Here is a 22,599-nt window from a genome sequence, read left to right as displayed (position 1 = left end):
GCGGTTACCTGCGGGGCGGGAGCAAGGGACCTTTGCTACCGCTCCGCAGGTCGACCTTGGGCATGGGCTGGGTCGGCGCGTCTCCGGCGTGGGCGGTGAGCCGTCGGGCGATCCCGGTCGCCGGGCCCTGCAGGTACCGGAACACGAGCCACGCCGTGACGGAGCCGAGGACGAGCCCGGCGAGTACGTCGTGCGGGTAGTGCGCGCCGACGAAGACCCGCGAGAAGCCCATCAGCAGGGCACCCGGGAGCACCCACGGCGCGAGCCGGCGCCAAGCGAGTGTCAGGCCGACGGCGGCCGCTCCCGCGATCGTGGAATGGTTGCTCGGGAAGGACCAGTCGCCGATCTGCGGGCAGTCGACGAGCGTGACGAGGTTCCGGCAAGGCCGGTCCTCCTGGATCACCGTCTTCAGACCCTCGCTGATCAAGTACGCGATCGCGGTTGCGCCGGGCGGCAGCAGCGCCACGGCGATCCGGAGGGGCGAAGTGCGCGCCCGCCACAACAGCCAGGCGAAGAGCCCCGCGAAGGCGAGCAGTCCTGCTTCCGTGAACAGAATCCCCGTCGCCTGAAGCCAGTTCGGGCTCTCACCCGCCAACTCCACGATGTCGTCGTACATTCACCCGAAGTTAGCGAAAACGACGCGCCCCCGGGGTGGACGAACGGCAGGAATCGACCCTGACGATCGTCACCAGGGCCGCGCGCGGACCCGCTCCCGGAACCGCAGCACGGCGGGCGGCAGGACCACGTCGCGACGCCAGGCCAGCCCGATGGTCCGCCCGACCGGTGGCACCAGCGGGACTTCGACGACCCCCGCGGGGCTGCCCGGCTCGAAACGGGGGAGCAGCGCGACACCGAGCCCGGCCGCGACCAGCCCGCGGACGGTGTCGGACTCCTGGCCTTCGAAGGCGATCTTCGGCTCGAAGCCGGCCGCCGCGCACAGGTCGTCGGTGATGGTGCGGAGGCCGTAGCCGGTTTCGAGGAGCACGAATTCCTCGTCCTTGAGGTCCTCGATGGCGGCGCTGGGCCGGTCGGCGAGGCGGTGTGACGTCGGAACGGACAGGAAGATCTCCTGCTCGGTGAGCACCGCAGTGTCGAGCAGCGGGTCGTCGACGGGCGCGGGCGCGAGCAGCGCGAGATCGAGTTCGCCGCTGGTGAGCCTGTCGACCATGTCCTGGCGTGAACCCTGGACCAGGGTGAAACGAACGCCCGGATGGTCCGCGCGATAGCCGCGGAGCAACGTGGGGACCAGCGACCTGCCGAGCAGGTGCAGGAAGCCGAGGACGACATGCCCGGATCCGGGGTCGACCTCTTCGCGGGCTTGGCGGACCCCGGCGTCGACGGCGGCGAGGGCGCGTTCGGCGGCGTCGGCCAGCAGCTCGGCGGCGCGGGTGAGCCGGATACCGCGACCGTCGGGGACCGTGAGCGGGGCGCCGAGGGCCTCGCCGAGCGCCGAGATCCGGCGGCTTACCGTGGGCTGTGGGACGCCGAGCAGTTCGGCCGCGCGTGTGACGTTCGTCGTGCGGCGGAGTGCGGTGAGCAGGGCGAGCTGTGGAGCTAGCTGGGCGGTCATCCTTTCATTCAGCACGGTATCGATTGTGGCAGATGAGCGTATTAGACGTATCGTTTAGCCAGGCTTAGCTTCGGCACCGTGCCTGCCACCGGAACCACCCGCCGCGTGACGATCGCCGTCGCCGCGGCCGGGATCTCCTCGTTCGCGCTGCTCTACGCGCCACAGCCGGTGCTGCCGCAGCTGGCCGAGCAGTACCACCTCGATCCCGGTGGTGCCTCGCTAGCGGTGAGTGTCGCGACCGGAGCGCTGGCGATCGCCGTCCTGCCCATCGCCGCGCTCTCCGAGGTGGTGGGACGGCGTCCGGTGATCATCGCCTCGGTGGTCGCGTCGGTCGTGTTCGGTTTCCTGCTGCCACTGGCGCCCGGCTACCCGGCGCTGCTCGTGCTCCGGGCGCTGCAAGGGGTCGCGATCGCGGGGTTCCCCGGAGTGGCCGCCGCCTACCTCGCGGAACGGCTCGGCAGGGCCGGGCTCGCGGCGGCGGTGGGCGCGATGATCGCCGGGAACACCATCGGCGGCATGATCGGGCGGCTCGCGGCCGGGTTCACCGCCGGACCGTTCGGGTATCACGGCGCGCTGATCGTGGTCGCGGGGATCGGGCTGGTCTGCACGGTGGTCACGGTGCTGGCCCTGCCGCCGGGGGAGCAAGGGACCTTTGCTACCACTTCGGCGGATAACCGCAGGTCAGAGCGGTTACGCGAGCAAGGCAGGGCGGTGCTGGCCGGGCTCGGCGCGGCGGTGCGGAAGCCGGTCCTGCTGGTCCAGTACGCGGTCGCTCTGCTGGCCATGGGCTCGTTCGTCGCGTTGTACAACGCCGCCGGATTCCGGCTGACCGGCGAACCGCTGAACCTCTCGCCGGCGATCGCGTCGCTCGTCTTCCTCGCCTACGCGATGGGCTCGGTCTCGTCGGCGACGGCGGGCAAGCTCGTCGGCCGGTTCGGCCGCCGCCGCGCGCTCGTCGGTGCCCTGCTGCTCACGATCGCGGGCACCGCCCTGACGCTGTCCGACTCGCTGCCCATGGTCGTCGCCGGGTTCGTGGTGCTGACCGGCGCGTTCTTCGCCGCGCACGCCGTCGCCAACGGCTGGGCCGCCGCGGAGGCACCCGAGAACGCCCGAGGCCAGGTCGGCGGGCTCTACACACTTTCGTACTACCTCGGCAGCAGCATCGGAGGCGCCGTCGGCGCGACCGTCTACGGGCACGCGGGCTGGACCTGGCTGATCGTGCTGACCGCCGCCTGGCTCGCCATCGCCGCGGTGGTCGTGCTGAAGGGGAGGCGGTCTCAATCGGTTGTTGCAAGTAGTGGCGGCTGATAGGGAGGTCGTCATGCCAGGAGCCCCGTTGACGCGCGAGGAGCGGGAGAAGATCCAGAATGGTCTGGATCAAGGTCTTACCCAGGACGCGGTGGCGAAGGTTCTGGGTAAGTCACCCTCGACGATTTCACGAGAAGTACGCCGCGGTGGTGGGCCGCGGTGTTCCAGGCCCGGAAGCAAGGTCAATGGCCGGCCTCGCCGTTATCGGGCCGACCGAGCCCAGCGCCTGGCCGTCGAACGCGGCCGGCGCCCGAAAGCCCATCTGCTGGCCGGTGAGTTGGCGGCGGTGGTGACCGGTCTGCTGGAAGCAGACTGGTCACCCCGGCTGATCTCCCTGATGTTGCCGACGCTGTTCCCCGACGATCAGGCTATGCGGGTGAGTCACGAGACGATCTACCTGTCACTGTTCATCCAGACTCGTGGTGAACTGCGCAACGAACTCACCGAGCACCTGCGGTCAGGCCGTGACCAGCGCCGGTCACGCACCAGCACCTCCAGCCGCCGCCAGGGCCGGATAACCGGGATGACCCCGATCAGTGAACGCCCCGCCGAGGCCGCCGACCGGGCAGTGCCCGGGCACTGGGAAGGCGATCTGATCCTCGGGGCAGTCGGCCAGGGCGCGGTCATCACCCTGGTCGAACGCCACTCCCGATTCGTGTTGCTGGCCCCCCTGCCCGACACACACAAGGCCGTCGAAGTCCGGGAACTGCTCACCAGCATGATCACTACCCTGCCCACCGAACTGAAACGGTCGCTGACCTGGGACCAGGGCAACGAAATGGCCCAGCACGCCCAGTTCACCCTGGACACCGGCCTGCAGGTCTACTTCTGCAACCCACACAGCCCCTGGGAACGCGGCAGCAACGAGAACACCAACGGCCTGCTACGCCAGTACTGGCCCAAAAGCTCAGACCTGCGCCACCTCACCCAAACCCACTGCGACGCGATCGCCCTACGCCTCAACACCCGACCACGCCCTACACTCGGCCTCCTCACACCAGCACAAGCACTCGACAAAGCACTACTTGCAACAACCAGTTGAAACCGCCGGACTTTCCCCGCATCACACGTGGTGAAAGCGTCCTTCGCCGCGTCTGACGTGGGCAAAGCGTCCTTCAGCCCCCGGCGATAGCAAAGGTCCCTTGCTACGCGATCGCGGCGACGAGCAGCCCGCCGCCCACCGGCAACAGCGCCGGGACCAGCCGCTCGTCCTCGCGGAAGGCCCGCGCGACCTCCCGCAGCGCGAGCGTGTCCGGATCACGCCGTGAGGGATCGGTCACTCTGGTCCCCGAAACGTTGTGGAACGCCAGTATCCCGCCGGGCCGCAGCAGCGAGACGGCCTTCTCGTAGCAGCTCGGGTACTCGATCGGCGCCGAATCGACGAACACCAGGTCGTAACCGCCGGGGGTGAGCCGGGGGAGGACGTCGAGCGCGCGCCCCATGATCAGCCGGGTCCGCCCCGGCGCGTAGCCTGCCTCGCGGAACGCCGCCCGCGCCGCCCGGTGGTACTCCGGCTCGATGTCGATCGAGGTGAGGATCCCGTCGTCGACCATGCCGCCGAGCAGGCACAACCCGCTCACCCCGGCCCCGGTCCCGACCTCGACGACGGCCTTCGCCCGCAGCGTCGTGGCGAGAAAACGCAGAGTGGCACCCGCGCCCGCGCTCAGCGGGCCGCACCCCAGATCGGCCGACCGTGCCCGCGCGGCGGCCAGTACCTCGTCGTCGGGGACGTAGCCGTCGACGAGATCGGCGTCGGCGGCCTCGGCAGGCGAGCCCGCATGCGTCCCGGAATTCACACGCGGAGGTTAGCGCTGCCTATCGTCAAAAGAGCGAAGACTCCCTGGTACCGACTTCTCAGCCTCCTCTCAGTCCAGTCTCACTAGAAACATAAGCAGGCCGGACAGACTGGTCCTCGACAACGGGAACACCGTGCTCATCGCCCGCGTTGGGTGGAGTAGTTGGGAGAAGACGCTGATGGAGGTGCCTACTTCCCCGATGCAGGAAACGATGCAGGACCAGCACGCGGACCAGGTCACGCCGGTGACGGTGGACGAGGCCGCATGGACGCCGCCCTCGTGGGACGAGGTCGTGCGTGAACACGCCGACCGCGTCTACCGGTTGGCGTACCGCCTGACCGGTAACGCCCACGACGCCGAGGACCTGACGCAGGAGACCTTCATCCGGGTCTTCCGCTCCCTCGCGTCCTACAAGCCCGGCACGTTCGAAGGCTGGCTGCACCGCATCACCACGAACCTCTTCCTCGACATGGCCCGCCGCCGCTCGCGCGTGCGGATGGAGGGCCTCCCCGAGGACACCGACCGCATCGTCGGCGACGACCCGAGCCCGGAGCAGGTCTACTCGGACACGCATCTCGACCCGGACCTGCAGGCCGCGCTCGACGAGTTGCCGCCCGAGTTCCGTGCCGCGGTCGTGCTGTGCGACGTCGAAGGCCTCTCGTACGAGGAGATCGGCGCCACCCTCGGTGTCAAGCTCGGCACCGTGCGCAGCCGGATCCACCGCGGCCGCCAGGCGCTTCGCGCTTCTTTGGAGCGTCGTCGCGCCGCGGCGCAGGAGTCTGCGAAGGTGGGGGTATGACCGCACCGCGAGGTTGGGGGCTCCCCGAGTCGCATCTGCTTCCGGACGCCATCGTCGCCTTCGTCGACGGGGAGCTTTCCCTTGGTGCCCAGGACAGGGCTTCGGCGCATATCGCCCGTTGCCAGTCCTGTGCCGCCGAAGTGACCGCCCAGCGCCAGGCCGTAGCGGCCGTGAAGCAGGCGGGAGCCCCGTCGATGTCGGCGGGTTTCCTGGCCAGCCTGTGCTCCATCCCGCAGAACACCGAACTTCCCGGCACGCCGGACAACCTGGCGATGACCGCCGACGGTCAGCTGGTGGCCATCCAGCGGCCCGACCGGGTCGCCGGCCTTCGCGACACCGGGGTCTTGGGCGGTACAGCGCCGTTGGGATCAACGGCACCGCTGGGCCAGTCGCCGAACGTCCTCGGCGGCGGACGGTTCGGCCTCGCCCGGCGGAAGTACGCGCAGGGCGCCGGAGTCGTCGTTTCGGGTCTGGTGCTGAGCGCGCTGGCCCTCGTCGCGACTTCGGGTGACGGCACCGAAGACCAGCCGAACACCGGTTTCACCCCGCCGCAGGGGGTCAACGCCGGACTGCTGCCCGCGCAGCTGGGCGGCGGCACTCCTCCGGAACCGCCGCGCAGCCCCGCGCCGAGCCCGAGCACGTCGAGCGCGCCCGTGCCCGTCTCGGCCCGCTGATCCGCTTCGTCAGGGTTTGACGAAACAGATCGTCGCGCTCTTGAACTTCGTGGTCCCGTAGCTGGCGTAGGAGATGACCTCCGCGGTGCCCTCCGCACACGGGCTGTTCACCACGCTCATCTGCGGGAAGACCTCGCTGATCTTCAGCCGTGCCGAGCCGCAGTCCTTCAGCGGCGGCGGTGTCTTGGTCTCGATGTCGTCGAAACACAACCCGACCTTGGCGTTGATCGCCAGGCACAGGGCGACGCCGTCCCCGCGCGCTCCCCTCGGGACGGCGTACTTGTAGAAACCGTCCTTGCAGTCCCACTCACCCTTGTCGAGCCCGGTGAGGCTCACCGCGTAGGGCGCCTGCGGCGAATCGCACGGCGTCTTGACCGCGTCGGCTTCCTTGCCGGAGCCGGTCAGCACGACGCAATCGCCCTCGGTGAGCGCCTTGGCCTGCTTCTCCGGTCCGACGGCCGCCTTCATCACGAAGATGAAGCCGATCCCGCCGCCGACCACGACGAGCGCGGCGACGAGCAGCAGCACTTTCACCTTGGTGGACAGACCCTTCTTCTTGGGCGGCTGCTGCGGCCAGCCCTGGTGCTGGGGCCACTGCTGGTGCGGCCATTGCTGGTGAGGGGCGTTCTGGGGCGGAAAGGGAGCCCCCGGGTTCTCCGACATGCCCGTTAGACTGCCAGACGTGAGACATGGTTGCCTCAAGTGTCACATTTCTTGCCGGGTTCGGGGAATCAACGCGCACTTCACCGTGGTCACGGCAGAATCCCGGACAAGGCTTGGCGTACTCTCGCGTCCGGCCAACCTGATCTCAGCCCCGGGGAATGATGACCGAGCAGCCGAACGCGAATCCGCAGCAGCCTGGTGACCCGGCGCGGGATCGGCTGGCGCCGCGCCCGCTGGCCCGGCCCGCCGTCGATCCGGCACAGGCGGCCACGTTCGGCAGGCCGCACGGCGTCGACGGTGCCTTCGACAAGCTGTACCAGCCGAGCGGCAACGGGCAGTCTGCGCCGGGCCTGAACCTCGCGCCGCCAACGCCGGAATCGCTCGCCGAGGCCTTCCGCCGCCCGCCGGGCGCAGAAGGTGTCGTGCTGGAGCGCCCGCACGGGACCAACGGCTCCGCACCGTCCGCGAACGGCGCCGAAGACCCGCTCTGGACCACGACCTCGGATCCCTGGCGTGACCCGTCGTCCGGCGCGGTGCTCGCCGGGCCCGCCGTGCAGCAGGACTCCGACGAGGAGAAGGACGCGAAGCGCCCGCAGGGTGCGCTGCTGAGCCTTCCGGAGGTCCTTTTCGGCCGGCGTGTGCAGACGAAGGCACTGGCGATGCTCGCCGCGGTCGCGCTGGTCATCGGCGCCGCCGGCGGGCTGATCGGCTGGTGGTTCGCCGACACCGGCACCGAACTGACCGGACAGGCCAGCATCTCCGAAGCCGACGCGGCCAAGGAACGTCCGGCGGGCTCGATCGCGGACATCGCCCACCGGGTGGCGCCCACCGTGGTCTCGCTCGAAGTGTTCAAACCCGGCGCCGAAGCCGGTCAGCAGGGCTCCGGCGTCGTCATCGACACCCAGGGCTACGTGCTCACGAACGAACACGTGATCTCCGCCGCGACGGCCGACGCGGCCACCAAGGTCACCGCCGTGTTCTTCGACGGCAAGCGCGTCGAGGCGAAGGTCGTCGGCGCCGACCCCAAGACCGACCTCGCCGTGGTCAAGGTCGACGTCAAGAACCTGACCGCGCTGCAGGTCGGGAAGTCCTCCGACCTCGCCGTCGGCGACTCCGTGATCGCCGTCGGCTCGCCGCTGGCGCTGCAGAACTCGGTCACCGCGGGCATCGTGAGCGCGCTCAACCGCCCGGTGACCGCCGGTGGTGACGGCGGCAGCGCGCCGGTGATCTACGAGGCCATCCAGACCGACGCCGCGATCAACCACGGCAACTCGGGCGGCGCGCTCGTCGACGCGACCGGCGCGCTGGTCGGGATCAACTCCGCGATCCGCTCCTCCAGTGCCGAAGGCGGCAGCATCGGCATCGGGTTCGCCATCCCCAGTGACTACGCGGTGAAAATCGCGAAAACACTGATCAAGGACGGCAAGGTCGTCCACCCCGACATCGGCATCAACGCTTCGTCGACCGTCGCGGGCTCCAGCACCATGGGCGCACAGGTCCGCAACGTCGCCCCTGGCGGCCCCGCGGCCGCCGCCGGGATCAAGGAAGGCGACGTCATCACGGAGGTCGGCGGACGGCTCGTGCGCGACTCGGCGGAACTGCTCGTCGCGGTCCGCGCCCGCGAAGTCGGCGAAGTCGTCCCTGTCCGCCTTGTCCGCGATGGGTCTTCTCTTGTCGTGGACGTGAAACTGGCCTCGGACTAGCGGGTTCGGCCGGGTACCCTGAACGGGGAAGACGCCGAGGCGGAGGTTCACACGGGTGTTCGAGAGTGTCGGCTGGGGAGAGATCCTCATCATCGTCGTCGCGGGTCTTTTCATCCTCGGTCCGGAACGGCTGCCCGAAGCGGCGTCGTGGGTGGCGAAGAGCGTCCGCAAGGTTCGCGACTTCGCGACCGGGGCCAAGACGCAACTGCGCGAGGAGATGGGCCCGGAGTTCGATCAGCTGCGCAAGCCGCTGGAGGACCTGAGGGGCCTGCGGAACTTCGACCCGAAGCGGGTCGTCACCCAGCACCTGTTCGACGGTGACTCGGATCCGCTGGGGATCAACAACATCAACGGCACCAATGGCGCGAACGGGACCAACGGCGCTGCCAAGCCCAACGGCTATCCGGCGACGGCTTCGCAGCCCGAGCCGCTGAAGCCGGGGGAGCGCCCGCCGGTCGATCCGGACGCCACCTGACCAACCCGCAATCAGTCCTCTGGATGCGGTACTTGCACGCGCAAGGATCGCATCCAGAGGACTGATTGCGTATGGTCAGCGGCCCGCAGGAGTGACGTTCAGCATCATCCCGGCCAGCCCGCGCGCCCGGACGGTCAGCTTCTTCGCCGCCTCCTTGAGCACGAGCGACGCCGGCGCGTCCGGCTCGGCCAGCACGATCGGCGTCCCCGCGTCACCGTGGGCGACCACGCGCGGGTCCATCGGGACCTGTCCGAGCAGTGGCACGGTCGACCCGACCGACTTCGACAGCGAGTCGGCGACGGACTGCCCGCCACCGGAGCCGAAGATCTCCATCTTCTGACCGTCGGGCGTCTCCAGCCACGACATGTTCTCGATGACCCCGGCCACGCGCTGCCGCGTCTGGAGCGCGATGGCGCCCGCGCGCTCGGCCACCTCGGCGGCCGCCTGCTGCGGGGTGGTGACGACCAGGATCTCCGCGTTCGGGATCAGCTGCGCCACCGAGATCGCGATGTCACCGGTGCCCGGCGGCAGGTCCAGCAGCAGGATGTCGAGGTCGCCCCAGAACACGTCGGCGAGGAACTGCTGCAGCGCGCGGTGCAGCATCGGCCCGCGCCACACGACGGGCTGATTGCCCGGGGTGAACATGCCGATCGAGATGACCTTCACGCCGTGCGCCTGCGGCGGCATGATCATGGTGTCGACCTTGGTCGGCTTCTCCCGCGCGCCGAGCATCCGCGGCACCGAGTGCCCGTAGATGTCCGCGTCCACCACACCGACGGAAAGCCCGCGCTCGGCCATCGCGGCCGCGAGGTTCACCGTCACCGAGGACTTGCCGACACCGCCCTTGCCGGACGCGACGCAGTAGACGCGCGTCAGCGAGCCCGGCTGCGCGAACGGGATCACCGGCTCCGCGGCGTCACCGCGCAGCGATTTCCGCAGCTCCGTGCGTTGCTCGTCGCTCATCACGTCGAGCTCGACCCGGACGTCGCTGACGCCGGGGAGCTTCTTGACGGCTTCGGTGGTGTCGTTGGTCAGCGTCGCCTTCAGTGGGCAACCGGCGACCGTCAGGTAGATCCCGACGGTGACCACACCGTCCGAGCCGACCTCCACGTCCTTGACCATGCCGAGTTCGGTGATCGGTTTCTTGATCTCCGGGTCGTACACGGCCTTCAGCGCGGTGCGGACATCGTCGACGCTGGGGAGTTGCTGCGTACTGGTCACCCCACCATGTTACGTACCGGTAGGCGGAGCTGGGCGAACCCGCCTGGCCGAAGGCCCCCAGGAGCACAGCGGCAGGGTGCTCTGGGAGCGAGAACGGGGGCTCAGCCGCGAAAATCAAGTACCGGTAGAGGTGCGGTCGGGTTTGGCCTTGCGCGGCTTGGCGTCGAGATCCTCACGGAGCCGGTCGAGTTCGCCTCGCAGGAAGTCCCGGGTGGCGACCTCACCGAGCGCGATCCGCAGCGACGCCAGCTCCCGCGCGAGGTACTCGGTGTCGGCCTTGGTCTGCGCGGCGCGGTTCCGGTCCTCCTCCAGCGAGACACGGTCGCGGTCGTCCTGCCGGTTCTGCGCGAGCAGGATCAGCGGCGCGGCGTACGCGGCCTGCGTCGAGAACGCCAGGTTCAGCAGGATGAACGGGTACGGGTCCCACCGCAGCGAGACCGCGACCAGGTTCAGCACGATCCAGATGATCACGATCAGCGTCTGCCAGAACAGGTACTTGCCGGTGCCGAGGAACCGTGCGATCCGTTCGGTGAACCGGCCGAACGAATCGGGGTCGATGTTGAGCCTGAACCGGCTCTGGCCGCGGGGCTGGTCCAGCCGCCGCCCGGACAAAAGTTCAGGCACGTTCGGTCTCCTCGGTGATCTCGCCGGTGATGTCGTGCAGCCCGGTCTCGCGCCAGTCCTCCGGGAGCAGGTGGTCGAGCACGTCGTCGACGGTGACCGCGCCGAGCAGGTGGTCTTCGGCGTCCACCACCGGCCCGCAGGTGAGGTTGTAGGCGGCGAAGTAGCGCGTGACCTCGGACAAGGTGGCGTTCGGCCGCAGCGCGGGCAACTGGGAGTCGATGGCGCTCGCCACCATCTCCGCGGGTGGTTCGCGCAGCAGCCGCTGGAAGTGGACGACGCCGACGAAGCGCCCGGTCGGCGTCTCGGTCGGCGGACGGCAGACGAACACCATGCTCGCCAGCGCCACCGGGAGGTCCGCGTTCCGGATGTGCGCGAGCGCCTCGGCGACCGTGGCGTCCGGCGTCAGCACCACCGGCTCGGGCGTCATCAACCCGCCCGCGGTGTCGGAGGAGTACTCCAGCAGCCGCTTCACCGGCGCCGACTCCTCGGGTTCCATCAGCTCCAGGAATCGGTTCTGTTCGGCGGGGGCCAGTTCGGCCAGCAGGTCGGCGGCGTCGTCGGGGTCCATCGCTTCGAGGACGTCGGCGGCGCGTTCCTCGGGGAGGTAGGACAGCAGTTCCTTCTGGTCGTCTTCGGGAAGCTCCTCGATGACGTCGGCGAGGTGCTCGTCGTCCATCGCGTCGGCGACCTCGTGCCGTCGTTTGAGCGGCAGGTCGCGGACCGTGGCGGCGACGTCGGCCGCGCGCATGGTGTCGAACAGCATCAGTAACTGCGCCGCGCCCTGGGTCTGGCCGGTCAGGTCGGTGAGCCCGAGCCCGGACACCTCCGCCCACGGCAACACCTGCATCGCCGAACGCCGTCTGCCGAGGCCGAGCCTGCTCGACCGTTCCCGGATCGCGAGCTTCGCGAGCACCCAGTCCCGCGTGCGCGTCGGTTCCATGCCGGCGTCGACGACGGTGACCCGCGTGTCCGAACCGGCGAGGGTGGCGTGCGCGTCGAACAGCTGCCCGACCACCAGCACCTCGTTGGGCCGTTGGTGGAAGCGCCGCATGTTCACCGAGCCGGTCGCGAGCGTGACGGCGCTGGGCTCGATCGACGTCACGCGCAACATCGGCACGAACACCCGGCGCCTCGTCGTCAGTTCGACCACGATGCCCAGGATCCGCGGGGGTTGCTGGTCGAGGCGCAGGCCCGCCACCAGGTCCCGTACCTTGCCGATCGATTCACCATCGGGGCCGAAAACCGGCAAACCGGCCAGCTGAGCTGCGAATACCCTGTTCACGGCTGCCATGCCCGAAGGTTATCCGCTCCCGGGGCCGGAGACGATTCGTGTGATCACCGCAATGCCCAGGCGGCGATCGCGGGGACGGCGGCGTAGGCCGGGTCTTCGGCGAGGGTTTCGGGCGAGGCGCCCTCGGCGAGGTCTTCGTACAGCCAGGTCCAGTTCTGCACCGCGCGGACCAGCGTCCACGCCCGCGTGCGCTCGGCGTCCACCCCGGCGGCCGCGGTGAACCACGCGATCTTTTCGTCCATTGTGGACTCGTTCGCCCGGTTCCAGAGGATCGAGATCGCGCCGAACTCGAGGTCACCCGAAAGCGGCTTCGGGTCGATCACCAGCCACGGTTCGCGTTCCCCGGCGAGGACGTTTTCGAAGTGCAGGTCCTCGTTCACCATCAGCTCACCGGCCTCCGGTCCGAGGTTCACGCAGATTTCCACGGCGGCGTCGATGTACTTGCGATCGAACGGTTCTCCCAGCTCGCTCCAGGTCTCCGGGAGTTCGGTGACCAGCTCCTCGGCTTCCTCGCGAAGGGAGCGCTGCAGCGTTTCGGGAGCGGGGACGGCCAGCCGCCGTGCCAGGGCACCGACGGTCTCGATGGCCTCTCGGATCGGCTCCGTTTCGAGCGACCGGCTCGCGTCGAGCCGCTCCAGGAGCAGCACGCCGTCCTCGGGCACGTTGTCGTACATCAGCACCGCGCCCTGACCGGCCCAAGTGGACAGTGCGAGCGGTTCGTCGTCGGATTCCTCGTGCGGCCAACCGAGTTTGAGGATCGCGGGGGAGCCGTCCGCGCGGCGCACGGGCTGCGCGACGCCGACGAAGCCGTGCATGGCCTCGCCGTCGTAGTCGAGTTGCCACTTGGCGGTGTACTTCTCGGCGAGGAACGGGAGGGAGTCGAGCCACTCGGCGGCCCCGGGGCCGAGTTCGGCGGCACGGTCGAGGAACTTGGGCGGGATTTTGAAACCGGTCACGGATCCACCTTGGCAGGCCCGTCCACCGTGTTTCCCTCGTGACCCGCCGGGCGTACCGTGAACAGCGAGAACAACCCCGGGAGCAGCCATGGTGGTGGAGATTCTCAGTGCGGTCGCCGTCGCGGGCGGTGCTTGGCTCGCGACCGGCCTTCGCGTGGTGAAACAGTACGAACGCGGCCTGGTGTTCCGGTTCGGGCGGGTGCGCCCCGCCATCCGGGAGCCGGGGCTCGCGCTGCTGGTGCCGATCGCGGACAGGCTGCAGAAGGTCAACATGCAGATCGTCACGATGCCGATCCCCGCGCAGGACGGCATCACCCGCGACAACGTCACCGTGCGGGTGGACGCGGTCGTGTACTTCAAGGTGATCGACCCGGTGCTGGCCGCGGTCAACGTGCAGGACTACCGCTCGGCCGTCGGCCAGGTCGCGCAGACCTCGCTGCGGTCGATCATCGGCAAGAGCGACCTGGACGACCTGCTGTCGAACCGCGAACGGCTGAACGAGGGCCTGGAGCTGATGATCGACAGCCCGGCCTTGGACTGGGGCATCCACATCGACCGCGTAGAGATCAAGGACGTCGCGCTGCCGGAGTCGATGAAACGCTCGATGTCGCGCCAGGCCGAAGCCGAACGCGAACGGCGGGCGCGGGTCATCTCGGCCGACGGCGAGTTGCAGGCGTCGCACAAGCTTTCGCAGGCGGCCGCGACCATGGCCGACACCCCGGCGGCGTTGCAGCTGCGGCTGCTGGAGACCGTCGTGCAGGTCTCAGCGGAGAAGAACTCGACGCTGGTCCTGCCGTTCCCGGTGGAGCTTTTGCGCTTCCTCGACGCGAACACCCCGAAGCGGGAGCCGGAGGTCTCAGAGGGCAACGGTCAGGTGGCGCCGGCGCCGCGCGAACCGGACGACGCCGCTACTCAAGCTCGCCGTTCACCCCGAGAATGATCATCGTGCCGCCGAAACCGACGTACAGCGCGATCACGACGTAGGCGATGATCACCGCCGCGAGCGCCATGCCACGCCCGCCCGCCTCGCCGCGATTCGCCTTCGCCAGCCCGATGTGCCCCAGGATCAGCCCGACGATCACCGTCACACAGGAGCAGATCCCGATGAGCGAGCACACCAGTCCGGCGATCGCCATCCCGTTGTCCTGTGATCGCGGGGGAGCGGCCGCCGCGTAGGGGTTGTACGGCTGCGGCGGCGGGTATGCGGCGGGCAACGGCACGGGTGTGTACACCGGCGGGGCCGGAGTCGCGTAAGGCGGCGGCACGGGCTCGGCGGTCAGCGGGTCGATGGCCTGCCCGTACGTCTCGACCGGAACCGGAACGGAAGCCGGCTCGGGAGCGGGAGCGGGATCCGGGGCGGAAGCCGAAGGCGGCTCGAACGGAGCGGGCGGCTCGAACGGCGGGGGCGGACTGAAGGGCTCCGGCGGCTGAAAGGGCTGCGGGCCCGACACGGTTTCGGGCGCCGAAGACACCACAGTCGGGTCCGAGAAGGTGTTCGAGTCGGTGTAGGACGACGTCGACGGTGTGTCCTGCGAGTCGGAACTGCTCATCCGGTTGCCCCCTGGTTCGTGCGGGACACCACCGTATCGTCCGAACGGGTCACGAGACGCCCGCGGCTCCGATCGCGAGCACCACGAAAACGAACCACAGGATGACCGGGATCAGCCAAAGCGCGGTGACGACGTATCCGATGATCATCCCCGCCTGCGCCATGCCCTGGCCGCCCGCTTCGCCACGTTTGGCCTTCGACAGCGCGATGTGCCCGAAGATGATCCCCAGGATCGCAGGGAAGCACATGACCAGCCCGATCAGCGAACACACCAGCGACGCCACCGCCATGCCCTGGTCCGGCGGCCGCACGTAGGTCTGTTGGACGTAGTACTGCTGAGGCGGCGGCTGATACGGCTGGAGACCGTAGGGCTGCTGGAACTGCCCGGACGGCTGCTGCCCGTACGGGTCGTGCGGATTCGTCATGCGGGTCCCCTCGTAGACGAGGACCGTATCGCTACCGGAATGCCCCGTGTTTCGCGGCGATGTTCAGCGCGACGGGGACAGCGATGGCCCTTGCCACGGATGGCGTACGCGTGACTGCGCTCATAGCGGGGTCTCTCGCCAGCCGTCATACTCACCGGTAACCCAGCGCCGGGAGCCCGGCGCGCGCGAATTTAGGGAGCAGCGATGGCTCGCCTCGCCCAGACCGCCGGCTTGACCGACGTGCAGTCCGAAATCCTGGCCACGGTCCGCCAGTTCGTGGACAAGGAGGTCATCCCGCGCGCGCAGGAGCTCGAGCATTCCGACACCTACCCCACCGACATCGTCGAGGGGATGAAGGAGATGGGCCTGTTCGGGCTCACCATCCCGGAGGAGTACGGCGGCCTCGGCGAATCACTGCTGACCTACGCGCTCGTGGTCGAGGAGATCGCGCGCGGCTGGATGAGCGTCTCCGGTGTGATCAACACGCACTTCATCGTCGCGCACATGATCAAGCAACACGGGACGCCGGAGCAGAAGCAGCACTTCCTGCCGCGCATGGCGACCGGTGAGGTCCGCGGCTCGTTCTCGATGTCCGAGCCCGACCTCGGCTCCGACGTCGCCGCGATCAAGACCCGCGCCCGCAAGACCGACGACGGCTACGTCATCGACGGTTCGAAGATGTGGCTGACCAACGGCGGCAGCTCCAACCTGATCGCGCTGCTCGTCAAGACCGACGAAGGCGCCGAGAAGGCCCACCAGAACCTGACCACGTTCCTGGTCGAGAAGCCCGAGGGCTTCGGCGAGGTCGCTCCCGGCCTCACCATCCCCGGCAAGATCGACAAGATGGGCTACAAGGGCGTCGACACCACCGAGGCCGTGTTCGACGGCTACAAGATCGGCGCGGACAAGGTCCTCGGCGAAGCGCCGGGCAAGGGCTTCGCGTACATGATGGACGGTGTCGAGGTCGGCCGCGTCAACGTCGCCGCCCGCGCCTGCGGTATCGCGATCCGCGCGTTCGAGCTCGCCGTCGAGTACGCCCAGCAGCGCAAGACCTTCGGCAAGGCCATCGCCGAGCACCAGGCGGTCGCGTTCAAACTCGCCGAGATGGCCACCAAGGTCGAGGCCGCGCACCTGATGATGGTCAACGCCGCCCGCCTCAAGGACTCCGGCGAGCGCAACGACGTCGAAGCGGGCATGGCGAAGCTGATCGCCAGCGAGTACTGCGCCGAGGTCACCCAGGACTCCTTCCGCATCCACGGCGGCTACGGCTACTCCAAGGAGTACGAGATCGAACGCCTCATGCGCGAGGCGCCGTTCCTGCTCATCGGCGAAGGCACCAGTGAGATCCAGAAGACCATCATCAGCCGCGGCCTGCTCCGCGAGTACAAGTCCCGCTCCTGAAGGGTGCTGAAGGACGCTTTCACCGCATCGGATGCGGTGAAAGCTCCCTTCACCGCGTCCTACGCGAGGAAGGCGTCCTTCAGCTCACGTTCGCGCCTTTCGCCCGTCCTTGAGAAGATGGACCAGGACGGGCGAGAGGTGATTACGTGAGTGCTCCCTTTGGCGGAAGCGGCCGGGCCGCGGGCGGGCTGCCCAGGCTGCCGACACCGCCTACCGGCTGGCCGATCGGTTCCTACGCGACGTACGGCGAAGCCCAGCAAGCCGTCGGTTTCCTCGCGGAGAAGGAGTTCGGGGTCTCCGACGTGACCATCGTCGGCGTCGACCTGATGCTCGTCGAGCGCGTCGTCGGCAGGCTGAGCTGGGGCCGGGTGCTGGGCACGGGCGCGGTGTCCGGCGCGTGGTTCGGCCTGATCATCGGGTTGCTGCTGGGCATGTTCAACAACCAGGGTTTCGCCTGGCAGCCCATGATCGGCGGGCTCGTGCTCGGCATCCTGGCGTGGACGGTCTTCGCGGCGATCAGCTACAGCATGTCCCGCCGCGACTTCTCCTCCGCGAGCCAGCTGGTCGCCGGCCGGTATGACGTCCTCTGCCAGCCGCGTTCGGCCGAACAGGGGCGTGAGCTCCTCGCCCAGCTGGCGTTGGGCGGCCGTCCCACCGGATGACTCCGAGTCCGAGCCACGGACATTCGGCGGTACTCGTTCACCTGTTCGTCGTGCGGTCCGCTGAATCGTTACCGATACTGCTTGCGGGCGGTGATCGCCCGGAATAGGTTGCACAACACCAGTCGGGCGGTCGCGTACTCCAGCGTGTCCGCCCGAGCACTAGCACGTCGGGGTGCTGGCGCGCGGGCTTCTTCAACGCGTCCTAGTGCCGCCGTTCCCCAGGCGTGCGCGGGTGAGGAGGCCTCATGGGGAAGAGGATGAGCGCGAGCCGGAGGGGCCGCTCACCAGGCCGCACCGGCTCGCTACTCGGCGCGGTGGCGCTGACGGCCGGCTTGCTGGCGGGTTGCGGTTCGGATGCCGGGCTGAAGATCAACGTCTACTACGCGCCCGAAGACAATTTCCAGTCCGTTGTGGACGATTGCACCAAGGCCTCGGGCGGGCGATACGAGGTCGTGTACAACAAGCTCCCGCGTCCGGCCGACGGCCAGCGGGAACAGATGGTCCGGCGCCTGGCCGCCGGGGACGATTCGCTCGACGTACTCGGGCTGGACGTCACCTGGGTCTCGGAGTTCGCCGAGGCGGGCTGGGTCGACGAATGGACGGGTGAAGCCAAGGCCGAGGCGACCGCCGGCGTCCTGCCGGGGCCGCTCGAAACCGCCACCTGGAACGGAAAACTCTACGCGGCGACCAAGAACACCAACGTCCAGCTGCTCTGGTACGACGATCGGCTCACCCCGGCACCGCCGAAGACCTGGGACGAGATGATCCAGCAGGCCCAGGCGCTCAAGGCGCAGGGTAAGCCGGCGAACGTCGTGTTCACCGGCGCGCAGTACGAAGGCCTGGTCGTCATCTACAACACGCTCGTCGAGTCGGCGGGCGGCAAGATCCTCTCCGACGACGGCAAGTCGGTCGTGATGGACGCGGGCGCGATCAAGGCGCTGGAGATGCTCAAGAAGGTCACCACGGCCGGGATCACCGACCCGTCGCTGACCAACTCCAAAGAGGACGAGGTCCGCCAGGCCTTCCAGCGCGGGAACGCCGCCTTCGAGTTGAACTGGCCGTTCGTCTACGCCTCCTACGCCAAGGAGAAGAAGGACGAGCTGAAGCACTTCAAGTGGACCACCTATCCGCAGTTCGAGGCGGGCAAACCCGCCAAGACCACGATCGGTGGCTACAACCTGGCGGTCAGCTCGACCTCGAAGCACAAGGCCGAGGCCTATGAGGTCGCGCTGTGCCTGCGCAGCGCGAAGAACCAGAAGTTCTCCGCGCTCAAGGACGGCGTCCCGCCGACGATCGAATCGCTCTACACGGACACGCTGCCACTCGACGCGACGGCGCCGGCGAGCGACGACAACCCGAGCATGGAAACGAAGTACCCGATGCGGGAAACGATCCTGGAGGCCCTCAAGGACGCCGCCGTGCGCCCGCTGACCCCGGCCTACCAGAACGCCTCGACGGTGTTGTCGAAGGTGCTTTCCCCGCCTTCCGCCATCGACCCGCAGAAGACGGCGGAGAAGCTGAAGGAAGAACTCGCCGACGCGCTCCAGTCGAAGGGGGTGATCCCGTGACCGTGCAGGAAACCACTGGTTCGGCGACCGCGGCCGAACCGGGCAAGAAGACGAAACCCGTGCTCAGTGAAGGAAAGAAGGCCGAGCGCAGACTCGGGCTGTGGCTGTGCGCCCCGGCGGCGATCGTGATGATCGCGGTGACCGGGTACCCGATCATCTACTCGATCTGGCTCTCCCTGCAGCGCTACGACCTCAGGTTCCCGGCGCAGCAGGAGTTCGTCGGGCTCGACAACTACATCGCGGTGCTGTCCAACGGCTACTGGTGGACGGCGTTCGGGACGACGATGGGGTTGACCATCGTTTCGGTGGTGATCGAGTTCGTGCTGGGCATGGGCCTGGCGCTGATCATGCACCGGACGCTCGTCGGCCGGGGCCTCGTGCGGACGGTCGCCCTGATCCCGTACGGCATCGTGACGGTGGTCGCGGCGTTCTCCTGGTACTACGCCTGGACGCCGGACACGGGTTATCTGGCCAACCTGTTCTTCCCGGACACCGCGCCGCTGACCCAATACTGGCCTTCGCTGGCGATCATCGTGCTGGCCGAGGTGTGGAAGACGACGCCGTTCATGGCGCTGCTGCTGATGGCCGGCCTGGCGTTGGTGCCGGACGACCTGCTGAAGGCCGCGGCGATGGACGGCGCGACGGCGTGGCAGCGGTTCACGAAGGTGATGCTGCCGGTGATGAAGCCGGCGATCCTGGTGGCGCTGCTGTTCCGCACCCTGGACGCGTTCCGCATCTTCGACAACATCTTCGTGCTCACCAACGGCGCGCAGGATACGTCGTCGGTATCGATGCAGACCTACAACAACCTGGTCAAGGGATTGAACCTCGGGATCGGGTCGACGATGGCGGTGCTGATCTTCATCACGGTGGCGATCATCGCGTTCATCTTCATCAAGGTGTTCGGCACGGCCGCGCCTGGTAGCGACAACGGGGGTAAGCGCTGATGGCGATCGGTGGAGCGGTCACTCCCGGCCGCAAGTTCAAGTGGGGCCTCGTCGACATCCTCGTGCTGGTGTTCGCGCTGTTCCCGGTGCTCTGGGTGGTCTCGCTTTCGTTCAAGACCAAGGAGACCTTGGACGACGGGAACTTCATCCCGTCGGAATGGACGTGGCAGAACTACGCGGACATCTTCGAGACCACGGAGTTCATCAGGGCGCTGGTGAACTCGATCGGGATCGCGATCATCGCGACGGTGATCGCGGTAGTCCTCGGCACGATGGCGGCGTACGCGATCGCGCGGCTGGACTTCCCCGGCAAGCAGGTGCTGGTCGGGATGTCGCTGCTGATCGCGATGTTCCCGCAGGTGTCGCTGGTGACGCCGCTGTTCAACATCGAACGTGAGCTCGGCCTGTTCGACACCTGGCCTGGGCTGATCCTGCCCTACATCACGTTCGCGCTGCCGCTGTCGATCTACACGCTGTCCGCGTTCTTCCGGGAGATCCCGTGGGAACTGGAAAAGGCGGCGAAGATGGACGGCGCGACCCCGGCGCAGGCGTTCCGGAAGGTGATCGCGCCCCTGGCGGCACCGGGGGTGTTCACCACCGCGATCCTGGTGTTCATCTTCTGCTGGAACGACTTCCTGTTCGCGATCTCGCTGACCTCGACCGAGGCCTCGCGCACGGTCCCGGCGGCGCTGTCGTTCTTCACCGGGTCATCGCAGTTCGAAGACCCGACCGGGACGATCTCCGCGGCCGCCGTGGTGATCACCGTCCCGATCATCCTGTTCGTGTTGTTCTTCCAGCGTCGCATCGTGGCGGGGCTGACGTCCGGTGCGGTGAAGGGCTGACCCATGGCTGAAATCGTTCTCGAAAAAGTGTCCAAGAAGTACCCCGACGGCGCCCTCGCGGTGTCCGAAGTGGACATCACGATCGCCGACGGTGAGTTCATCATCCTGGTCGGCCCGTCCGGCTGCGGAAAGTCCACGACCCTGAACATGGTCGCGGGACTGGAGGACATCTCCTCCGGTGAACTGCGCATCGACGGCCAGCGTGTCAACGAGAAGGCGCCCAAGGACCGCGACATCGCGATGGTGTTCCAGTCCTACGCGCTGTACCCGCACATGAGCGTGCGGGAGAACATGGCGTTCCCGCTACGGCTGGCCAAGGTCGACGACAAGACCGTACGGGCCAAGGTCGAAGAAGCCGCGAAGATCCTCGACCTGACCGGGCACCTGGACCGCAAACCGGCGAACCTCTCCGGTGGTCAGCGGCAGCGCGTCGCGATGGGGCGCGCGATCGTCCGCAACCCCAAGGCGTTCCTGATGGACGAACCACTGTCCAATCTGGACGCGAAACTCCGGGGCCAGATGCGGACGTCGGTGTCGAAGATCCAGAAACAGCTCGGCACGACGACGCTCTACGTCACGCACGACCAGACCGAGGCGATGACCCTCGGCGACCGGGTCGTCGTGCTGCGGGCTGGCTACGTGCAGCAGATCGGATCGCCGCAGTTCCTCTACGACAACCCGGCGAACCTGTTCGTGGCCGGATTCATCGGCAGCCCGTCGATGAACTTCGTGCCCGCGACGCTGGAGAACGGGACGGCCCGCAGCGCGCTGGGCGACATCCCGCTCACCGATCGGGTGCGGCGGCTGGTCGAAGCCGCCGATGCGCCGCGTGAGGTCATCGTCGGCATCCGGCCGGAGCATTTCGAGGACGCCGCGCTGGTGGACGCCGCCGCCCGTCAGGGCGCGACGTTCACCGCCCATGTCGACGTCCTCGAGTCGATGGGGTCCGAGAAGTTCGCGCACTTCTCGGTCGAGGGGGAGGCCGCGTCGTCGTCCGACCTCGCGGATCTGGCCGCCGACAGCGGTTCCTCGGACGTCCCAGGCTCCGAGTCACAGATCGTGGCCCGCCTCTCGGCGGCCTCGTCGGCGGCGGAGAACCAGGACGTCGAGCTGTGGTTCGACGCGGACAAGATCAAGCTGTTCGACGGGGCCAGCGGCAAGAACCTGACCTACACCGACTAGCTCGCTTCTGTAGCGCGTGAAGGCCCCCTTCCCTCGGCTCAGCCGAGGGAAGGGGGCCTTCACGCGAGTTACGCCTTGTCCACTTCGGACATCGTGAATTCCCCACCTTCGGCGGTGTACGCCTCACGGGGCGATCGGGGATCCTCGGCCCCGCATCGGTACCTAGAGAAGGGCGCCTGCCTTGCCGAAGAAGCTGACACGCCGTCTCCTGCAGGGCCTGGTCGGCGCGGTCCTCATCACCACGCTCGCGCCGGCCGTCGCCTGGGCCGAACCACCGCAGGCCTTGCCCTCGAACGCGACCGAGGCCGACCGCACGTGGCAGCCCGCGTTCGACTACGACACCGACGGCTGCTACCCGACGCCCGCGATCTCACCGACCGGCGCGATCGCCACCGGGCTCAAGAACTCCGGAGCCCTCAACGGTCAGTGCCGCGACCGGTCGGACCTCGACAACACCAATTCCTACGCACGGTCGAAGTGCAACAACGGCTGGTGCGCGCACCTCTACGACCTGTACTTCGAAAAGGACCAGGCCGTCCCGCTCGTCGACTGCTGCGGGCACCGGCACGACATCGAACACGTCGTCGTCTGGGTCAACGAGGGCCAGGCCCGGTACGTCTCGACGTCAGCGCACGGCAACTACTCCACTTACGACCGCTCCAAGGTCTCCTGGGAGGGGACCCATCCGAAGATCGTCTATCACAAGGACGGCGCGAGCACCCACTGCTTCCGCATCGCGAGCGCGACCGAACCGCCGGAGAACCACTACAACGCCTGGCAGTATCCGGACCTCGTCAGCTGGGACGGGTTCCCGCCCGGAATCCGTGACACGCTCGTCCGCGCCGATTTCGGCAGCGCGAGCCTGGCGATCAAGGACGGCTCCTTCGAATACAACCTGGGGAAGGCCAAACCGGCGGGCATCCCCTTCGATCCCCAGGCCTGA

The 22,599-nt window shown here is 68.2% G+C and carries 24 protein-coding genes; 14 read left to right on the top strand and 10 right to left on the bottom strand.

What is annotated here, in order from left to right; all coding sequences use genetic code 11:
- Positions 1–4: 4 nt before the first annotated feature.
- A complete protein-coding gene (locus BLW75_RS18630) occupies positions 5–616 on the bottom strand; it encodes a phosphatase PAP2 family protein (protein WP_034324067.1) in 612 nt (203 codons plus the stop codon).
- Positions 617–685: 69 nt separating this feature from the next.
- Positions 686–1,570, bottom strand: a complete 885-nt coding sequence (locus BLW75_RS18625) for a LysR family transcriptional regulator (protein ID WP_034324070.1) — start codon at positions 1,568–1,570, stop codon at positions 686–688.
- A 105-nt stretch (positions 1,571–1,675) separates the two neighbouring features.
- On the opposite strand from BLW75_RS18625, the gene BLW75_RS18620 reads away from it, so the two are divergent.
- Positions 1,676–2,878: an MFS transporter gene (locus BLW75_RS18620; RefSeq protein WP_208610339.1), complete on the top strand. Its 1,203-nt coding sequence runs from the start codon at positions 1,676–1,678 to the stop codon at positions 2,876–2,878.
- Positions 2,879–2,891: 13 nt separating this feature from the next.
- Complete coding sequence (locus BLW75_RS18615) at positions 2,892–3,920, top strand: IS30 family transposase (RefSeq protein WP_091597302.1); 1,029 nt, start codon at positions 2,892–2,894, stop codon at positions 3,918–3,920.
- A gap of 103 nt (positions 3,921–4,023) precedes the next feature.
- On the opposite strand, the gene BLW75_RS18610 is transcribed toward BLW75_RS18615, so the two are convergent.
- Entirely contained in the window at positions 4,024–4,674 is a 651-nt protein-coding gene (locus tag BLW75_RS18610; RefSeq protein WP_034313363.1) for an O-methyltransferase, read from the bottom strand.
- A 199-nt stretch (positions 4,675–4,873) separates the two neighbouring features.
- Here BLW75_RS18610 and sigE point away from each other — a divergent pair, with 199 nt between their 5' ends.
- Both sigE and BLW75_RS18600 read left to right on the top strand, forming a co-directional pair.
- Entirely contained in the window at positions 4,874–5,473 is a 600-nt protein-coding gene (gene sigE / locus BLW75_RS18605) for an RNA polymerase sigma factor SigE (RefSeq protein WP_016331450.1), read from the top strand.
- Entirely contained in the window at positions 5,470–6,147 is a 678-nt protein-coding gene (locus BLW75_RS18600) for an anti-sigma factor family protein (protein ID WP_034313357.1), read from the top strand. Before sigE ends, BLW75_RS18600 begins: the two co-directional genes overlap by 4 nt.
- A gap of 9 nt (positions 6,148–6,156) precedes the next feature.
- On the opposite strand, the gene BLW75_RS18595 is transcribed toward BLW75_RS18600, so the two are convergent.
- Positions 6,157–6,810, bottom strand: coding sequence for an LppU/SCO3897 family protein (locus BLW75_RS18595; protein WP_034313354.1), 654 nt, complete (start codon positions 6,808–6,810; stop codon positions 6,157–6,159).
- Between the two features lie 161 nt (positions 6,811–6,971).
- Between BLW75_RS18595 and BLW75_RS18590 the strand changes: the two genes are divergently transcribed.
- Positions 6,972–8,513 (top strand): S1C family serine protease, encoded by a 1,542-nt coding sequence (locus BLW75_RS18590; protein ID WP_034313351.1) that lies wholly within the window; start codon positions 6,972–6,974, stop codon positions 8,511–8,513.
- A gap of 55 nt (positions 8,514–8,568) precedes the next feature.
- Positions 8,569–8,988: a Sec-independent protein translocase protein TatB gene (gene tatB, locus BLW75_RS18585; RefSeq protein WP_034313348.1), complete on the top strand. Its 420-nt coding sequence runs from the start codon at positions 8,569–8,571 to the stop codon at positions 8,986–8,988.
- A gap of 75 nt (positions 8,989–9,063) precedes the next feature.
- On the opposite strand, the gene BLW75_RS18580 is transcribed toward tatB, so the two are convergent.
- From BLW75_RS18580 to BLW75_RS18565, 4 genes are all read right to left on the bottom strand, one after another.
- Positions 9,064–10,209: an Mrp/NBP35 family ATP-binding protein gene (locus BLW75_RS18580; RefSeq protein WP_034313345.1), complete on the bottom strand. Its 1,146-nt coding sequence runs from the start codon at positions 10,207–10,209 to the stop codon at positions 9,064–9,066.
- A 114-nt stretch (positions 10,210–10,323) separates the two neighbouring features.
- On the bottom strand, positions 10,324–10,833 hold the full coding sequence (locus BLW75_RS18575) for a DUF1003 domain-containing protein (RefSeq protein ID WP_034313343.1): 510 nt from the start codon (positions 10,831–10,833) through the stop codon (positions 10,324–10,326).
- Positions 10,826–12,124 (bottom strand): magnesium transporter MgtE N-terminal domain-containing protein, encoded by a 1,299-nt coding sequence (locus BLW75_RS18570; RefSeq protein ID WP_034313340.1) that lies wholly within the window; start codon positions 12,122–12,124, stop codon positions 10,826–10,828. Before BLW75_RS18570 ends, BLW75_RS18575 begins: the two co-directional genes overlap by 8 nt.
- Before the next feature lie 44 nt (positions 12,125–12,168).
- Positions 12,169–13,080, bottom strand: coding sequence for an aminoglycoside phosphotransferase family protein (locus tag BLW75_RS18565; RefSeq protein WP_034313338.1), 912 nt, complete (start codon positions 13,078–13,080; stop codon positions 12,169–12,171).
- Between the two features lie 88 nt (positions 13,081–13,168).
- On the opposite strand from BLW75_RS18565, the gene BLW75_RS18560 reads away from it, so the two are divergent.
- The gene (locus tag BLW75_RS18560) at positions 13,169–14,020 is read left to right on the top strand and encodes a slipin family protein (protein WP_034313335.1); all 852 of its coding nucleotides are present in this window, start codon (positions 13,169–13,171) and stop codon (positions 14,018–14,020) included.
- Here BLW75_RS18560 and BLW75_RS18555 read toward each other — a convergent pair.
- Both BLW75_RS18555 and BLW75_RS18550 read right to left on the bottom strand, forming a co-directional pair.
- A complete protein-coding gene (locus BLW75_RS18555; RefSeq protein WP_034313332.1) occupies positions 13,989–14,630 on the bottom strand; it encodes a DUF4190 domain-containing protein in 642 nt (213 codons plus the stop codon). The genes BLW75_RS18560 and BLW75_RS18555 overlap by 32 nt on opposite strands.
- Before the next feature lie 49 nt (positions 14,631–14,679).
- Positions 14,680–15,054, bottom strand: a complete 375-nt coding sequence (locus BLW75_RS18550) for a DUF4190 domain-containing protein (RefSeq protein WP_034313330.1) — start codon at positions 15,052–15,054, stop codon at positions 14,680–14,682.
- Between the two features lie 204 nt (positions 15,055–15,258).
- Between BLW75_RS18550 and BLW75_RS18545 the strand changes: the two genes are divergently transcribed.
- The 7 genes from BLW75_RS18545 (at position 15,259) to BLW75_RS18515 (ending at position 22,599) form a co-directional block, all read left to right on the top strand.
- Positions 15,259–16,455 (top strand): acyl-CoA dehydrogenase family protein, encoded by a 1,197-nt coding sequence (locus tag BLW75_RS18545; protein WP_034313327.1) that lies wholly within the window; start codon positions 15,259–15,261, stop codon positions 16,453–16,455.
- Positions 16,456–16,601: 146 nt separating this feature from the next.
- A complete protein-coding gene (locus BLW75_RS18540) occupies positions 16,602–17,117 on the top strand; it encodes a YflT domain-containing protein (protein ID WP_016331463.1) in 516 nt (171 codons plus the stop codon).
- A gap of 245 nt (positions 17,118–17,362) precedes the next feature.
- Positions 17,363–18,685 (top strand): ABC transporter substrate-binding protein, encoded by a 1,323-nt coding sequence (locus BLW75_RS18535; protein ID WP_034313325.1) that lies wholly within the window; start codon positions 17,363–17,365, stop codon positions 18,683–18,685.
- A complete protein-coding gene (locus tag BLW75_RS18530; protein ID WP_034313322.1) occupies positions 18,682–19,632 on the top strand; it encodes a carbohydrate ABC transporter permease in 951 nt (316 codons plus the stop codon). Before BLW75_RS18535 ends, BLW75_RS18530 begins: the two co-directional genes overlap by 4 nt.
- Positions 19,632–20,474 (top strand): carbohydrate ABC transporter permease, encoded by an 843-nt coding sequence (locus tag BLW75_RS18525; protein WP_034313318.1) that lies wholly within the window; start codon positions 19,632–19,634, stop codon positions 20,472–20,474. The genes BLW75_RS18530 and BLW75_RS18525 overlap by 1 nt, the downstream gene beginning before the upstream one ends.
- A 3-nt stretch (positions 20,475–20,477) precedes the next feature.
- A complete protein-coding gene (locus BLW75_RS18520) occupies positions 20,478–21,656 on the top strand; it encodes an ABC transporter ATP-binding protein (protein WP_034313315.1) in 1,179 nt (392 codons plus the stop codon).
- 181 nt (positions 21,657–21,837) lie between these two features.
- Positions 21,838–22,599 (top strand): NPP1 family protein, encoded by a 762-nt coding sequence (locus BLW75_RS18515; RefSeq protein WP_034313313.1) that lies wholly within the window; start codon positions 21,838–21,840, stop codon positions 22,597–22,599.

The organism is Amycolatopsis lurida, from assembly GCF_900105055.1.
GTDB classification, from domain to species: Bacteria; Actinomycetota; Actinomycetes; order Mycobacteriales; family Pseudonocardiaceae; genus Amycolatopsis; species Amycolatopsis lurida.
This window is presented reverse-complemented; position numbering and strand designations above follow the sequence as displayed.